The 15102-nt window shown below is 52.3% G+C and carries 15 protein-coding genes; 7 read left to right on the forward strand and 8 right to left on the reverse strand.

The genetic code is table 11. The annotated features are described in order from the left end of the window. Both BV494_RS26475 and BV494_RS09860 read right to left on the reverse strand, forming a co-directional pair. On the reverse strand, positions 1–186 hold the full coding sequence (locus BV494_RS26475) for a permuted SH3 domain-containing protein (RefSeq protein WP_226790060.1): 186 nt from the start codon (positions 184–186) through the stop codon (positions 1–3). Beyond that, the gene (locus BV494_RS09860) at positions 183–1133 is read right to left on the reverse strand and encodes an efflux RND transporter periplasmic adaptor subunit (protein ID WP_226790061.1); all 951 of its coding nucleotides are present in this window, start codon (positions 1131–1133) and stop codon (positions 183–185) included. Before BV494_RS09860 ends, BV494_RS26475 begins: the two co-directional genes overlap by 4 nt. A gap of 553 nt (positions 1134–1686) precedes the next feature. Between BV494_RS09860 and BV494_RS09865 the strand changes: the two genes are divergently transcribed. After that, positions 1687–2232, forward strand: coding sequence for a cytochrome b (locus tag BV494_RS09865; RefSeq protein WP_104922715.1), 546 nt, complete (start codon positions 1687–1689; stop codon positions 2230–2232). Positions 2233–2281: 49 nt separating this feature from the next. Then, on the forward strand, positions 2282–2857 hold the full coding sequence (locus tag BV494_RS09870; protein ID WP_104924765.1) for a YceI family protein: 576 nt from the start codon (positions 2282–2284) through the stop codon (positions 2855–2857). An 87-nt stretch (positions 2858–2944) separates the two neighbouring features. Here the strand turns inward: BV494_RS09870 and trhO are convergent, their stop codons facing one another. Then, complete coding sequence (gene trhO / locus BV494_RS09875; RefSeq protein ID WP_104922716.1) at positions 2945–4000, reverse strand: oxygen-dependent tRNA uridine(34) hydroxylase TrhO; 1056 nt, start codon at positions 3998–4000, stop codon at positions 2945–2947. 230 nt (positions 4001–4230) lie between these two features. Between trhO and BV494_RS09880 the strand changes: the two genes are divergently transcribed. From BV494_RS09880 to mdtG, 4 genes are all read left to right on the forward strand, one after another. Further along, complete coding sequence (locus BV494_RS09880) at positions 4231–5328, forward strand: NADH:flavin oxidoreductase/NADH oxidase (protein ID WP_104922717.1); 1098 nt, start codon at positions 4231–4233, stop codon at positions 5326–5328. Between the two features lie 299 nt (positions 5329–5627). Further along, positions 5628–6563 (forward strand): Kdo(2)-lipid IV(A) acyltransferase, encoded by a 936-nt coding sequence (locus BV494_RS09885; RefSeq protein ID WP_104922718.1) that lies wholly within the window; start codon positions 5628–5630, stop codon positions 6561–6563. 198 nt (positions 6564–6761) lie between these two features. After that, positions 6762–7196 (forward strand): DoxX family protein, encoded by a 435-nt coding sequence (locus BV494_RS09890; protein ID WP_104922719.1) that lies wholly within the window; start codon positions 6762–6764, stop codon positions 7194–7196. 301 nt (positions 7197–7497) lie between these two features. Further along, positions 7498–8736 (forward strand): multidrug efflux MFS transporter MdtG, encoded by a 1239-nt coding sequence (gene mdtG / locus BV494_RS09895; RefSeq protein WP_104922720.1) that lies wholly within the window; start codon positions 7498–7500, stop codon positions 8734–8736. 24 nt (positions 8737–8760) lie between these two features. Here the strand turns inward: mdtG and BV494_RS09900 are convergent, their stop codons facing one another. Both BV494_RS09900 and BV494_RS09905 read right to left on the reverse strand, forming a co-directional pair. Next, on the reverse strand, positions 8761–9117 hold the full coding sequence (locus tag BV494_RS09900) for a hypothetical protein (protein ID WP_104922721.1): 357 nt from the start codon (positions 9115–9117) through the stop codon (positions 8761–8763). A gap of 131 nt (positions 9118–9248) precedes the next feature. Next, complete coding sequence (locus BV494_RS09905; protein WP_104922722.1) at positions 9249–9647, reverse strand: VOC family protein; 399 nt, start codon at positions 9645–9647, stop codon at positions 9249–9251. Between the two features lie 227 nt (positions 9648–9874). On the opposite strand from BV494_RS09905, the gene BV494_RS09910 reads away from it, so the two are divergent. Next, entirely contained in the window at positions 9875–10282 is a 408-nt protein-coding gene (locus BV494_RS09910; RefSeq protein WP_104922723.1) for a MysB family protein, read from the forward strand. Between the two features lie 15 nt (positions 10283–10297). Here the strand turns inward: BV494_RS09910 and BV494_RS09915 are convergent, their stop codons facing one another. The 3 genes from BV494_RS09915 to BV494_RS09925 all read right to left on the reverse strand — a co-directional run bounded on the left by BV494_RS09915 (position 10298) and on the right by BV494_RS09925 (position 14890). Next, positions 10298–10543: a YceK/YidQ family lipoprotein gene (locus tag BV494_RS09915; RefSeq protein ID WP_104922724.1), complete on the reverse strand. Its 246-nt coding sequence runs from the start codon at positions 10541–10543 to the stop codon at positions 10298–10300. A gap of 236 nt (positions 10544–10779) precedes the next feature. Beyond that, positions 10780–13362 (reverse strand): glucans biosynthesis glucosyltransferase MdoH, encoded by a 2583-nt coding sequence (gene mdoH, locus BV494_RS09920; protein WP_104922725.1) that lies wholly within the window; start codon positions 13360–13362, stop codon positions 10780–10782. Further along, on the reverse strand, positions 13355–14890 hold the full coding sequence (locus BV494_RS09925) for a glucan biosynthesis protein G (protein ID WP_104922726.1): 1536 nt from the start codon (positions 14888–14890) through the stop codon (positions 13355–13357). Before BV494_RS09925 ends, mdoH begins: the two co-directional genes overlap by 8 nt. Positions 14891–15102: the final 212 nt, after the last annotated feature.

Below are 15102 nucleotides of genomic sequence, written 5' to 3' on the forward strand. Positions count from 1 at the left end.
TTAACCTTTATTTGCCGGCGTCGCCGGAGCGTCCCGCGTATTCACTTTCATCCCTGGCTGGATCCATTGCAGCCCTTCGGTGACCACTTTTTCCCCTTCCTGCAAACCATCCAGAACGAAATACCCCTGCCCGGTCTGCGCGCCCAACCGGACCGGACGTTTCTCAATCTGCTTTTCCGCATTCACCAGCAGAACAAAGTGACCGTTGGCGTCTTGCTGTAAAGCTGCAGCAGGCAGAACTGGAACTTTTTGTCCGGCGCGCGGCGCGGCCAGCACGTTAACAGAACCCCCGGTAATAAACGGTGATCCGGATTAGCAACGGTCAGCCTGACGGGCAGCGTGCCGGTTTGCGTGTCAATGCGGTTTCCTAAAGATTCAAATTTCGGCGTTTTCAGGTACGGCGAACCATCCGATAACCGCAGGGAAAGCGTCATATTTTCTGCCGAAAAAGCGTCCCCGAGTGAGCCGCTGCTATGACTGGCACTGAGTACATCGCGTTCGTTAACGGAAATCACCACGCGAACCGGATCGAGCTGAACAATTTCGGTCAGCACGCCGCTGGCCGGATTCACCAGGCTGCCGGTGTGATAATGGCTCACGCCAATCCGACCGGAAATAGGTGCCGTAATGCGGGTAAAGCTCAGTTGTAATTCCTGAGTTTTCAGCGCGGCCTGCGCCTGTGCAACAGCGGCTCTGGCGGTATCGCGCGCGGCAAGTGCGGTATCGACATCAGACTGGCTGACCGTCCGTGCATCACCCAAACGCTGGATGCGGTTCAGGTGCGTCTGCGCGTGTCGTGCCGTGGCGGTGGCGCTATCCAGCTGCGCTTTGGCCTGCGCCACCGCAGAGTGATGCAGCGCGGGGTCGATTTCGTAAAGGATATCCCCTTCTTTAACCAGCTGGCCTTCCTGGAAAGCCCGCTTGGAAATAAAACCTTCCGTGCGGCTGACGACATTGACCGCCTGAACCGCCTCAAGGCGGCCCAGATAAGTCCGGCTAACGCCACCGGTTTGCGTCGTAATGGTCGAGGTGATGACGGTCGGAACAGGTTGCGCAATTGCGGCAACCGGAAGAAATAAAAACAGGGCCAGCAGCGGGGATAAAGCTGCATGACGGCACATTGCAGGAAACATAGTGTCACTCTCCGTGTCAGGTCGGATACCGGTTTTGTTAAGTCAGGAAAGTGCACGCACCGGCTAATATCCATTTTAGTTGATAAAAAAATTCCTAATAAGAATTTCCGGAGATTATAGAGACGATGACTTTCAATAAACTGATCCCGATCAGTTTGCGTAATATACTGAGATTTCTTTACGTTATATTTAAGGAATATTTAGAATGAACATTCAGAAAAGACTTATCCCGTAATTCAGATAACGTTTTTCAATTTAATAATCATCCAAAAATAACAATCACGGATGAAATTAGTTTTTTTACTCAAATTTTTAGTAACAGGACAAAACTTACCATTGATGACAAAACCTGACAAAGCCGCGTGCGGACTGGGTTCTTGACCACAAAGCTCTGTCCTCTCAATCAAAAACGAATACGCTGAACAAGATCGACTTAATTGATTCAAAAATAATGAACAAGTTAAATTAATTGGTCATTTTGAAAATAATAGTTTGCCAGAATGTTTCCAAATGTTTACTTTCCAAAATAATTATCACGATGAGCGACCAAATTATGTTTTGGAAAAATACGACTGTGCGCTTCGGGCATATTTCAATTCTGATCCACTGGATCGTCGCGCTGGCCGTTTACGGTCTTTTTGCGCTGGGATTGTGGATGGTCGGACTGGGCTATTACGACACCTGGTATCACCGTGCGCCGGAAATACATAAAAGCATCGGCGTGCTGGTTTTCGCGGCTATGGTATTCCGGCTGGCGTGGCGCTTTATTTCGCCGCCGCCCAAACCGCTGGACAGCTACAGCACCAAAACCCGCCTCGGCGCGTGGCTTGCGCATCTTCTGCTCTTTGCCGGCCTGTTCGGGATCCTGCTGAGCGGCTATCTCATTTCCACCGCCGAAGGGCAGCCGGTCAGCGTATTTGGCTGGTTTGATATTCCGGCTACGCTGTTCGGGCTGGATCAACAGGCGGATATCGCCGGCACCGTGCATCTGTGGATGGCGTGGGGGATTGTGATTATCTCTGCGTTCCACGCACTGGCCGCACTTAAACATCATTTCATCGACCGCGACAGCACGCTGACCCGCATGCTGGGGCGCTGAACTGTTTCACCTTGCGATTCACTCAATGGATAAATGGAGAATAACCATGCTGAAAAAAACCACACTGGGACTGACAATGGCCTCCCTGTTACTGGCCGCGGGTACGGCAAGTGCCGCGAATTACAAAATCGACAAAGAAGGGCAGCACGCGTTTATTGAATTCCGTATCAAGCATCTGGGCTACAGCTGGCTCTACGGCAGTTTTAGCGATTTTGACGGCGGCTTTACCTTCGATGAGAAAGACCCTGCAGCGGATAAAGTGAACGTCACCATCAATACCACCAGCGTGTTCACGAACCATGCCGAGCGTGACAAGCATTTACGCAGCGCGGAATTCCTCAATGTAAGCAAGCATCCGCAAGCCACTTTTAAATCCACATCGGTGAAAAAAGAGGGCGATAACCTGGCCGTGACCGGTGATTTCACGCTGAATGGCGTGACGAAGCCATTAACTCTCCAGGCGAAATTGCTGGGTCAGGGTAAGGATCCGTGGGGCGGCTATCGCGCCGGGTTTGAAGCAGCAGGCACGATCGCGCTGAAGGATTACGGGATCACCACCGATCTGGGCCCGGCATCGCAGGATGTCGAGCTGATTATTTCAGTGGAAGGCGTGCAGGAGAAATAACTTTTCTCGCCGAAGTAAAAGTCTCGTCAAAACAAAAGGCCCCGGCGGAAATCACCGTCAGGGCCTTTTTTACGTCTGCTCAGAGGCTCAGTCGTTTTCCGGTGCCGGAATGTGCATGGTCGTTTGCAACAGCCCTTTGGACTTGTTGAAAATCTTTATTCCGTTTTCACGGCCAGCACGCAGCGCACGCTGTTCTTCAACCGGCAGTTTCAGCTCTGTCATACAGATCTCGCTGCAACAACCGTCGAACTTCGCCGCACAGGTCGGGCACTGAATGAACAGCAGATGGCAGCCGTCATTTTTGCAGTTGGTATGGTTATCGCACGCCGCACCACACTGATGGCAATGCGCAATCACATCGTCAGAAATGCGTTCGCCCATACGTTCATCAAAGACAAAGTTTTTGCCTTTGAATTTAACCGGTAAGCCCTGCTCTTTCGCACGGCGCGCATATTCGATAATGCCGCCTTCAACGTGATATACGTTTTTAAAACCGTTATGCAGCATGTAGGCGCTGGCTTTTTCACAACGAATACCGCCGGTGCAGTACATGACGATTTTCTTGTCTTTGTCTTCTTTCAGCATATCAACGGCCATCGGCAGCTGGTCGCGGAAAGTGTCAGACGGGACTTCAATCGCTTTATCGAAATGTCCCACTTCATATTCGTAGTGGTTGCGCATATCGACAAACAACGTGTCCGGGTCGTCAATCATGGCGTTGACCTGTTCGGCTTTCAGGTATTCGCCGATGTTCGACGGATCAAACGATTCATCCTCAATACCGTCCGCCACAATGCGGTCACGCACTTTAAGACGCAGAACCCAGAAGGATTTACCGTCATCTTCCAGCGCCACGTTCAGGCGGATGTTATCCAGCGCCGGATGGCTGGAAAACAGCTCGGTTTTGAACGCTTCATACTGGCTCTGCGGGACACTGATTTGCGCGTTAATGCCTTCTTTTGCCACGTAAATACGGCCAAACACATTCAGGCGTGTCAGGCTGATATACAGGGCATCGCGAAAGGCTTTCGGATCTTCGAGCTGGAAGTATTTGTAAAAAGAAACTGTCGTGCGCGGCTCGGTTTCAGCCAACATACGCGCTCTGAGTTCCTCATTAGAAATTCGGTTATGTAACACTGGCATGGTGTACGTTCCTGTCTTTCAGGGGGATTAGCTATTGGAAACCCATTAGCTACTTTTTAAGCGGCAAGATTATACATTAAAGCAACACCGGCGACATCTTCCGTTGCAAATTCGTGACAAGAAAAACACCTGGTGCGACTTGCCCTTTTGTTAAATACGTTAACCTGTTCTCAGATGTTATCCATACTTGTGTTCGATCCATCACAGTGATTTTTTAAGGGGCAGGAAACATGAGCAAGCTTTTTGAACCGATTTCTTTGGGCGGCCTGACGCTGCCTAACCGTATTGTTATCGCGCCAATGTGCCAGTATTCCTCCGACGAGGGAAAAGCGACATCCTGGCACCACGCGCATCTCGGGCAGTTGTCATTTTCGGGTGCAGGTTTGCTGATCCTCGAAGCCACCGCCGTGGAAGCCGTCGGGCGCATTTCAGCCCAGGATTTAGGACTGTGGAATGATGAAACCGAAGTCGCGCTGAAAGGGCTGGTCGACGGCCTGCGCGAAAACAGCAATATTCCTCTCGGTTTGCAACTCGGTCACGCAGGACGTAAAGCGTCTCACGCCGCACCGTGGAAAGGCGGCGCGCAAATTCCTCAGTCCGCCGGTGGCTGGCAAAGCGTGGCACCTTCCGCCATTCCTTTTGCCGAAGGAACCGAAGCACCCGCCGCGCTTTCTGCTGAGCGCATCAGCGAACTGAAAAAAGCCTACGTGGATAGCGTACGACGCGCCGACCGCCTTGGGTTTGATCTGCTGGAACTGCACGGCGCGCACGGTTATCTGCTGCACCAGTTCCTGTCTCCGCTTTCAAACCAGCGCACCGATCAGTACGGGGGTTCTCTGGAAAACCGTATGCGCCTGCTGCTGGAAATCTTCCAGGAAATTCGCGCGGCCTTCCCGGCTGATAAACCTGTGGGCGTGCGTATTTCCGCCACCGACTGGGTAGAAGGCGGCTGGGATCTGGCGCAATCCATAGAACTGGCCAAAGCATTGGATAAACTGTGTTGCAGCTACATTCATGTCTCCAGCGGCGGCCTGAGTCAGCAGCAGAAAATCTCCGTAGGGCCCAATTATCAGGTGCCTTTCGCCGACAGCATTAAACAACACGTTAAAATGCCGGTCATCGCCGTCGGTTTGATCACTGAACCGGAACAGGCCGAAGCCATTGTCGGTACCGGACAGGCAGATATGATCGCACTGGCTCGCGGTATTTTGTATAACCCGCGCTGGCCGTGGCATGCTGCCGCAAAACTGGGGGCAAAAGTGAGCGCGCCAAAACAATACTGGCGCAGCGAACCCCACGCGGTGAAAGGGTTATTCCTGCCTGAATAATATCGGGCAATTCACAAACGCAATCGCGGGCAGCTCTCGGGCTGCCCGCTTCATTAACAAATAGGCGAACGAAATAGCACAATAGCGTTCACAAATGAATCACATTGTTTTTCATTTATACGTTCCATAAGTAAAATGAGGTATTAGTGCCGTGAATTTTCACCTCATTCCAAAAAAGTGCCACACTGTTTCACTTAGCTACAAAAAAATAACGGAATGTAGACATATTCCTGTAGCAGGCTGCTGCATTAGACAGAGCTTATAAACTTTCTACTTCGTTCCATTGACGCAGAGATTCTATGACTCAGGTACCCACCTTTACTCGTTCGTTATTGCATCCACGCTACTGGATTACCTGGATAGGTCTGGGGTTATTGTACGCGCTGATATTATTGCCTTACCCGGTTATTTACCGCATTGGCACAGGGCTGGGCCGCTTCTCAATGCGCTTTCTAAAACGCCGCTATAAAATCGCCCGTCGCAATATCGAACTGTGTTTCCCCGACATGCACCCGGAACAGCGCGAAGACATGATCGTGAAAAATTTCGAATCCGTCGGCATGGGGTTATTTGAAACCGGTATGGCCTGGTTCTGGCCTGACTGGCGTATCGAACGCTGGTTTAACGTCAGTGGCCTGGAGCATATCCAGCGCGCCCGCGAAAATAAACAAGGCGTACTGCTGATTGGGGTTCATTTCCTGACGCTGGAGCTGGGCGCGCGTATTTTCGGCATTCATAATCCGGGCGTTGGCGTTTATCGCCCGCACGACAATAAGCTGATGGACTGGATCCAGACCAAAGGCCGCATGCGCTCAAATAAAGGAATGCTGGATCGTAAAGACCTGAAAGGGATGATCCGCAGCCTGAAACAGGGCGACATTATCTGGTACGCGCCGGATCATGACTACGGCCCGCGTGCCAGCGTCTTTGTGCCCTTCTTTGCCGTTGAAAAAGCCGCGACGACAACCGGCACGTATCTGCTGGCGCGCATGGGTAAACCGGCAATTATTCCGTTTACGCCGCGTCGTCTTGCCGGGGGAAAAGGCTATGAGATGATTATTCATCCGCAGGTCGCCGACTTCCCGCTTGATGATGAAGTGGTTGCCGCCGCATACATGAACAAAGTGGTGGAGGAAGAAATTTGTCAGGCTCCGGAGCAATATATGTGGCTGCACCGCCGCTTCAAAACCCGTCCACAGGGCGAGCCTTCGCTGTATAAAGCCCTCAGCGAATAAACTCAAAGACCGGTTCAGCGCATCCTGAACCGGTTTTTTGATTTGCTTCGACAGTTTTTTTGACAGACTTCTTCAAAGTTATCAGATTTTATCCCATCGCGTTTAGGCCAATACTCTCTCCATGATTTCTCCACGTGATTGCCCTCACACTTATTGGGAGCCGCGTGGCCACTTTGTGACCTTCAAAAGGAATACATCATGTTGGCTAAACTGAACACTACTTTTACCCGCGTTACCGATCACCCTGATTTTGGTAAGTTACTGTTGCGTCTCACTTTCGGTATCCTGATTTTATTCCACGGCGTGGCGAAAATGGAAAATGGCGTGGGCTGGATTGCCAAGATGTTGCAGGCCGCCGGTTTACCGGGATTTATCGCCTACGGCGCTTACATTGGTGAAGTGATTGCGCCGGTTCTGATTATCCTGGGCATCTTTACCCGCCCGGCGGCGCTGGTGATGGCATTCAACATTTTAGTGGCAGTTTTACTGGTGGTTGCTGGTAAATTCTTCACCGTGACTGAAGTTGGCGCATGGGGTCTGGAAGGCGAAGCACTGTACTTCTTTGGTGGTCTGGTGATCATGTTCCTGGGCAGCGGCCGTTACTCTGTCATGAAAAACGAAGCCCTGCGCTAACCGTTACGTTTTGATGCTGTGTCTGTTTGTTATTGCCTGTTTTTTCTGTTTAGTACTGTGTCTGTCCCGGCCAGCCTCATTGCTGGCCGTTTTTTATCCTTTTATTGCACCGACCTTGATCTTCTTCATCCCGCTAAATTTTTTAAACCTGTATTTTAGTTCCTTTGTTACAGTTCATTAACATCATTGATGCGGATGATAATTAGGCGCATAATTATCCAGCCAATTGATTGTTACTTGTGCTCTGCCTTGTTCACAGCTTTCATTCCAGAGCGAATCTGACCTCTTTTTTCGGTAATTTATGACTTCGGCACCTGAAACTGAAACCGCACCAGAACCCATAAACTGGAAACGTAATCTGTATGTGGCATGGATTGGCTGCTTCCTCACCGGTGCCGCATTCAGCCTGATCATGCCTTTCCTGCCGCTTTACGTCGAAACCCTGGGTGTCACCGGCCATGAATCGCTGAACATGTGGTCGGGTCTGGTTTTCAGTATCACCTTCCTGTTTTCCGCGATTGCTTCCCCTTTCTGGGGCGGCCTGGCTGACCGTAAAGGCCGTAAAATCATGCTGCTGCGTTCAGCGCTGGGCATGGCTATCGTCATGATGCTTATGGGTTTTGCGCAGAATATCTGGCAGTTTCTGGTTCTGCGCGCCCTGCTGGGTTTACTCGGCGGCTTTGTGCCGAATGCCAACGCACTGATCGCCACGCAAATACCCCGCAATAAAAGCGGCTGGGCGCTGGGGACACTCTCCACTGGCGGCGTCAGCGGCGCGCTACTGGGCCCGCTGGTCGGTGGTTTGCTGGCCGATAATTACGGTTTACGCCCGGTTTTCTTCATCACAGCAGCCGTACTTTTCCTGTGTTTCGTGATGACGCTGTACTGCATACGCGAACAGTTCGTGCCGGTGAACAAAAAAGACATGCTGAACCGTAAGCAGGTTTTTGCCTCACTGAAAAATCCCAAGCTGGTGCTGTGTCTGTTTGTGACCACGATGATTATTCAGGTGGCGACTGGCTCGATTGCGCCGATACTCACGCTTTACGTGCGTGAACTGGCGGGCAACACGGCAAATCTGGCGTTTATCAGCGGGATGATTGCGTCGGTGCCCGGCGTCGCGGCCCTGATGAGCGCGCCGCGTTTAGGTAAGCTCGGAGACAGGATCGGGCCTGAAAGAATACTCGTGGCCATGATGGGGCTATCCGTACTCTTGCTGATCCCGATGGCATTCGTGCAAACGCCGCTTCAGTTAGGCATTTTACGTTTCCTGCTCGGGGCGACCGACGGTGCGCTGCTCCCGGCGGTGCAAACGCTGCTGATTTATAACTGCACCAATCAGGTGGCGGGAAGGGTCTTCAGCTATAACCAGTCATTCCGCGACGTCGGGAATGTCACCGGCCCTCTGCTGGGTGCAGCGGTTTCGGCAAGCTATGGTTTCCGTACGGTATTTTGCGTCACGGCGTTGGTGGTTCTGTTTAACGCCGTGTATTCCTGGTGGTGTCTGCAACGCAGGCCGCATCAGGCGATGGTCGATTAATCGCGGCCAGCGAATTGAAACACCCTACTGAGCTTTTTCTGCCTGCGGAGGCACCGGCAGGTGGTCAGGCACTTCGACGACCGCCAGACGCACTTCATAGTGTTTGCCTGCGGTTGTTGCCGGCAGTACAGAAGTCAGTTTCTGAATTGTTTCAGTTGGATTATCACTGGCCACGCTCGCGCAAAACAATGCGCCAGGGTGGCAGAGACCCATCATCATTGGTGGCGGAGGCAGCATCCCTTCATGGCCGAATGGCGGCATACCGTGGGGGTTTTCCATTGGCGGTTGGGGATGCGTGCTGTCAGCCGCCATACCGGCGACGCTGAAAAACAAGCCAAGACCACACATCGGCATAAGCAAAGAACGGGAAAGAATCTTCATAACAGTAACCTTTTCTTGAAAGTTCACCGTCACTCTACCCGCCAATTCTTCCCCGGACTGGCAGTTTGCTAAACTTTTACCCTCTGCCACCGCCCTCTTTGCAAAGCTGAAGTTCTTCTGACAATTTCGCCCTAAACGGCCCAGTCTCGCGAAGCCAGCACCACGCGATAACCGTCTAAATCTTCGAACGTTTGACCATTTTCATCCCAGTACGGATTGTATGAAGAAACGGCAATAAACCCGGCTGCCAGCATTGCGTCGCACTGCGCATGCCATTCCGTAACCTCCGGGATATAAAACACCAGCAGGTTATCCTGCGTCGGCGCGCGCCCGACGGTTGTGCCGTGATGATGCGTAAATTCCAGGTGATAGTGATGATGCGGATGGCCGACCAAAACGCCATCAAAATTTTGATGATCGCTGAAACCGCCGATCACCTCAAACCCCAGCCCCTCTGTGTACATCTCCGCAATCCGCTCCAGATTATCGGTCGGGCGGGCAACCCTCAGCACAGCATTTCGTGAAACCATAGCAACAATCTCTCCTTCCGCTCACTGCTCTCCGATATTTAGACTCTGAGAATAGCAGAAGAACGGCGGCCTGTTTTTTCATCTGAAAACTTGCATCCTGTCAGTTATCGACAACAATCATTTAATCAGAGTTTTTACTGTCAGATGGCTGTTACTTATTCATTCCTAACGCTATTTACTCTCAAGACTATTGATTTTTTCCCCCTCATTCAACTCAGGAGACAACAATGAGCATGTACGCAACGCTGGAAGAAGCTATTGATGCCGCCCGCGAAGAATTTCTCGAAGCCGCACAGGAAAGCGTTCAGAACGACGAAGAGCCCGTTCCGGATCAGTTCAACCTGCAAAAATACATCATGCAGGATGGCGATGTGATGTGGCAGGCAGAATTTCTCAGCGATGAAGGCGACGCCATCGATGCGCTGACGTTCCGCAGTGGCGCAGCAGCACAGGCTATCTTTGACGAAGATTACGATCAGATAGAGCTAGAAGAAGAATGGCAGGAAGAAGCGACGCTGTATGAATGGGATGAAGGTGAATTCCAGCATGAGCCGCAGCTGGATACGGAAGAAGGCGAAGCCACCGCCGAAGAGTGGGATGACGAAGACGATTATCCGGGCCGGGATATCGACTAAACGCTAATGACATATTTACTCGTAAGGCCCGTGGCGGGCATCAATCGGCAACATGAAAGTGTCGACGATCATGGACAGCGGAACATCGATGACAGTGACATAACGCCACGGGCTGTCACGTAAATCCCACTGAACGCCGGGATAATACTGGTTGCCATGCCCCTGCCCCGGCACGGTCCGGCTGATAATGCTGCCGCAACCTGTCAGCACGGTAGTCAGTAACGCCAGTACACATCCACGAAAAATTACCCGATTAATCACTTACCCAACCTGTCGATTCAAATCAAAAGAAGCTCTTTTTAAGCGCTGAACAGCGTGCTCACAATAGCACGCGCGTCATGTCCCCTGATGTTAAGGGGACGTAAAACTTTATACGCTGCGGGCCTGAGAGTCACCTGTTGTCTTTCCGGCGTGATGGCCTGTGCGGGTCTGTGAGCGTGAACCAATAAAAAGGGCAGCATGTTTTCACATACTGCCCTTTAAGCTCGCTAGTTAACTCAGGCCGGTTTGACTTCCAGCGTCTGCGTCACAGGGAAAGCCTGTGCGTTACGCGGAAGCTGGTCGTAGTAAGCGCTCCACGCCTGCTGATCGGGTTGCGTCCACACTGCGGAGTGTAAACGCGCCATCAGCACAGGATCGCTCAGCAAGACCAGACGGTCAGCTTTGCCCAAATCTTTTGGTCCGGTTTTCAGCGCCTGTTCCAGACGGGCGCGACGACCGTTTTCTACGGTTTCACGCAGCAGGTGACGGGATGTCGCCATCGCCGTCGCCAGTGCGTTGAAGCCCGGATCAAAGACCGCATGCATAAAGCCGTTTTGCAGCTTACGTTCGCGGTTCAGCGCCAGGTATTCCTCAGTCGCGACAAGCTCGCGCGGCGGATCGTACTCTTCCGGGATCAGGAACAGTTTGGCTTTCTTACTCTTAATCCCCAGCGTTGCACGGCTCGACAGCACGGAAACAATCGGTGACAGGATCAGAGAGAAGACGATAGGAGCCAGCCACCACAAGAAACGCAAGTCCAGCCACGCCATACCGGCAGCCCAGACGGCACCAAGCAGAAGCTGCGAACCGTGGCGTTTAAATGCTTCGCCCCACGGCGTGTCATCATCGTCACGCTGCGGAGAGTTCCAGACCACTTCCCAACCCAGGAATGCGCTGACCACGAAAACGGTGTGGAACAACATACGCACCGGTGCGAGCAGCACCGAGAACAGCATTTCCAGGAACATGGAAACCAGCAGACGGAATGCACCACCAAATTGCTTCGCTCCCTTCGCCCAAATCAGGACGATACTCAGCAGTTTTGGCAGGAACAGCAGAACCATGGTCGTCGAGAACAGGGCAATTGCCAGCTCAGGACGCCATTGCGGCCATACCGGGAATAACTGACGCGGCTGCAGGAAGTACGTTGGCTCCATCAGCGTATGCACCACCTGCAATGCCGTGGACAACGCAAGGAACGTAAACCACAGCGGCGCAGAAAGGTAGGACATCACGCCCGTCAGGAAAACCGCACGGTGAACCGGGTGCATGCCTTTCACCAGGAACAGACGGAAGTTCATCAGGTTACCGTGACACCAGCGACGGTCGCGTTTCAGCTCGTCGAGCAGGTTTGGCGGTAATTCTTCATAACTGCCCGGCAGATCATAAGCAATCCACACGCCCCAGCCCGCACGACGCATCAGCGCAGCTTCCACAAAGTCGTGAGACATGATGGAACCGGCAAATGAACCTTCCCCCGGCAACGGCGCAAGCGCACAGTGCTCGATGAACGGTTTCACGCGGATAATCGCGTTGTGCCCCCAGTAGTGGGATTCACCCAACTGCCAGAAATGCAGACCGGCGGTAAACAGCGGGCCGTAAACGCGGGTCGCAAACTGCTGGCAACGCGCATACAGCGTATCCATGCCTGACGCTTTTGGCGCAGACTGGATAATACCGGCGTTCGGGTTAGCATCCATCAGACGAGCCAGACCGGTCAGACATTCACCGCTCATGACGCTGTCCGCATCGAGAATAACCATGTAGGCATATTCCCCGCCCCAGCGACGGCACCAGTCATCAATGTTTCCGCTTTTACGCTTCACACGGCGACGGCGACGGCGATAGAAGATGCGTCCGTGACCGTCTACGTCGCGGCACACTTCCATCCAGGCTTTTTGTTCAGCGACACAGATATCCGGATCGTAGCTGTCACTCAGCACGTAGATATCAAACTGATCCAAATCACCGGTGGCTTTAACGGATTCATAAGTGGCACGCAGGCCCGCGAAAACGCGTTCCACGTCTTCGTTACAAATCGGCATGATCAGCGCAGTGCGGTTATTCGGGTTCAGCGGCTCATCGCCCTTAGTCGAGGCGGTGATGCTGTATTTGTCGCGCCCGATAAGCAATTGTAAAAAGCCCATCAGAGCCGTCCAGAAACCGGCCGACACCCAACAGAACAGAATGGCAAACAGCACCAGAATCCCGGTCTGTAATACGTACGGCAGCAGTTGCAGAACCGACTGTAACCAGTTCTGGTTCAGCATATCGCTCGGGTCGATCAGCGCCCATCCCTGATAAGGCAGGATGGTTTTCATGTACCAGGTAGCGATCGCCGTCTGCACCAGCATCAGAACCAGCAGGATATAACGGCGCACCGAACCGGCATGACGCCAGCGTTTTTCTGACTCAGGCATATCGGCAACGGTATGACGGGAAGCAGCGCTGCGCCCCATCAGGTTGTCCCAGAAACGCCCGACCGGGTTAGTCCGCCAGACGTCCGGGAACATGCTCGAACGCTTCACCGGCGGCATTGCGCTTGCGATGGTGCGTCCTTCGTTGTCCACTTCGTCGAGAGAACCGTTTGCCAGCGCATCCGGCCAGCTTGCGCCGACACGCGCTTTCACTGACAGCAAAGGCGCGTCAGGGTCAGGAGCATTAGCAAAGGCTGTCACATCACCGCCTAAGCGGTGATGTACGGTCGCAAAAGCCTGCTCATCTTCAGCGGGAAGCTGCTGAGTGAGCGCCGCTTTCTGGTCATCAGTAAGCGGCAAAGCTTCTACATAATCATGAGTAGCGTGCGTTGACTTATTCATTTGCAGGCAGCTGATAGCTCCAGGTTTCACTCAGTGTTTTATCGCCATTAGCCAGAGAAGCGCGCATTTCGATCGCCTTCTTCGGATCTTTCACTTTCAGGCGCAGCGTCAGACGCCAGCCTTTGGTTACCGGATTATAGCGGACAGTGTTTTCAACCAGTTCACCGTTGTCACCCACGCTGACCTGAGACGCCACCGGAGTGTCGCTTTTCAGGGCTTTCAGGTTTGGACCGACAAAATCAACCAAGAAGGCCACGCTGCCGTCTGGCTCACGGATCAGATTCGACTGCTTCACATCGCCGGTAGAACGCATGGTACGTTCGACCCACGCCAGATCAGGAGAATGTATTTTTTCTTCTTCACGGGTGAAATGCAGACGGTAGTTCAGGCTCAGCGGCTTACCGACATCCGGCAATTGTTCCGGCGTCCAGAAGGCTACGATGTTGTCGTTGGTTTCGTCAGCTGTTGGAATTTCCACCAGCTCAACTTTCCCTTTGCCCCAGTCGCCTTTGGTTTCAACCCAGCCGCTCGGACGCAGGTCGTAGCGATCGTCGAGATCTTCAAAGTTGGAGAAGCTGCGGCCACGTTGCAGCAGACCGAAACCTTTCGGGTTCTCCATAGAGAACTGGCTGACAGCAAGGTGTTTCGGATTGTTCAGCGGACGCCAGATCCATTCACCGTTACCGGCATGGATAGACAGACCATTGGAATCATGCAGTGCCGGACGATAGTTCATCACCGGGGAAGGCTGGTTCGCGCCAAACAGGAACATGCTGGTCAGCGGGGCGACGCCCAGTTTGCCGACTTTGTCACGCAGGTAAACTTGTGACTGCACGTCAACGGTCGCTTCTTTGCCCGGATACACATCCAGACGATAAGCGCCGGTTGCGCGCGGAGAATCGAGCAAGGCGTAAATGACTAAATGTTTTTCGTCTGGGTTAGGACGTTCGATCCAGAACTCGCGGAAACGCGGGAATTCTTCGCCGGAAGCCAGCGCGGTGTCGATAGCCAGACCACGAGCAGACAAGCCATAAACCTGGCCTTTACCGATGACGCGGAAGTAGCTGGCACCCAGCACACTCATTATTTCATCATCTTTATCTGCTTTATTGATCGGATAAAGCACTTTGAAGCCAGCAAAACCGAGGTTTTTGACAGAGTCAGCGTCATGTTTGACGTTGCCAAAGTTAAAATAATCCGGGCTGTATTTGATTTCTTTGACGGAGTCAGCCGTGACTTCGTTGATTTTTACCGGAGTGTCGAAGTACATCCCCTGATGGTAGAACTCAAGCTTGAAAGGCGTATTCTGGTTTTTCCAGTACGCTTTGTCATGATTGAATTGAATTTGTTGGTAATCTGCGAATTTAAGATCGCGGAATTGAGATGGAAGATTGCTTTTCGGCGCTTCGTAACCTTTATCGGCTAATGCCTTCGCTTGTTTGGCAACATCATCTATAGAAAAAGCCCAGGCAGATGAGGTGAACATAGTCATCAACACTGCGGCACTTAGCAAACGGACTTTGATCATACGTGACCCTATGGAAAAATTTTTATCCGACACCTTATCTCCTATGCGCGCTTCAATCATTCACTGTAACTATTTTAAGGGAAGTGTCAGGTTTCCGACAACTTGAGCAGTCGATGGTTCAGCCATTGATGAACCGTTTAAGCGCAACAGGGTACAAGGATATCAATTCGTTGAAACTCCGGCTATGGAAACTTGTCCTATAACAAGGCATG

The sequence above is a fragment of the Rahnella sikkimica genome (genome assembly GCF_002951615.1).
Classification (GTDB): Bacteria; Pseudomonadota; Gammaproteobacteria; order Enterobacterales; family Enterobacteriaceae; genus Rahnella; species Rahnella sikkimica.

What these genes read in the sequence shown, in the direction of transcription:
- BV494_RS09910 (WP_104922723.1), top strand. Translation starts at nt 9,875, where the DNA reads ATGAGCATGTACGCAACGCTGGAAGAAGCTATTGATGCCGCCCGCGAA.
- BV494_RS09900 (WP_104922721.1), bottom strand. Translation starts at nt 9,117, where the DNA reads ATGAAGATTCTTTCCCGTTCTTTGCTTATGCCGATGTGTGGTCTTGGC.
- BV494_RS09880 (WP_104922717.1), top strand. Translation starts at nt 4,231, where the DNA reads ATGAGCAAGCTTTTTGAACCGATTTCTTTGGGCGGCCTGACGCTGCCT.
- BV494_RS09925 (WP_104922726.1), bottom strand. Translation starts at nt 14,890, where the DNA reads ATGATCAAAGTCCGTTTGCTAAGTGCCGCAGTGTTGATGACTATGTTC.
- mdoH (WP_104922725.1), bottom strand. Translation starts at nt 13,362, where the DNA reads ATGAATAAGTCAACGCACGCTACTCATGATTATGTAGAAGCTTTGCCG.
- BV494_RS09890 (WP_104922719.1), top strand. Translation starts at nt 6,762, where the DNA reads ATGTTGGCTAAACTGAACACTACTTTTACCCGCGTTACCGATCACCCT.
- BV494_RS09860 (WP_226790061.1), bottom strand. Translation starts at nt 1,133, where the DNA reads ATGTTTCCTGCAATGTGCCGTCATGCAGCTTTATCCCCGCTGCTGGCC.
- BV494_RS09885 (WP_104922718.1), top strand. Translation starts at nt 5,628, where the DNA reads ATGACTCAGGTACCCACCTTTACTCGTTCGTTATTGCATCCACGCTAC.
- BV494_RS09905 (WP_104922722.1), bottom strand. Translation starts at nt 9,647, where the DNA reads ATGGTTTCACGAAATGCTGTGCTGAGGGTTGCCCGCCCGACCGATAAT.
- mdtG (WP_104922720.1), top strand. Translation starts at nt 7,498, where the DNA reads ATGACTTCGGCACCTGAAACTGAAACCGCACCAGAACCCATAAACTGG.
- trhO (WP_104922716.1), bottom strand. Translation starts at nt 4,000, where the DNA reads ATGCCAGTGTTACATAACCGAATTTCTAATGAGGAACTCAGAGCGCGT.
- BV494_RS09865 (WP_104922715.1), top strand. Translation starts at nt 1,687, where the DNA reads ATGTTTTGGAAAAATACGACTGTGCGCTTCGGGCATATTTCAATTCTG.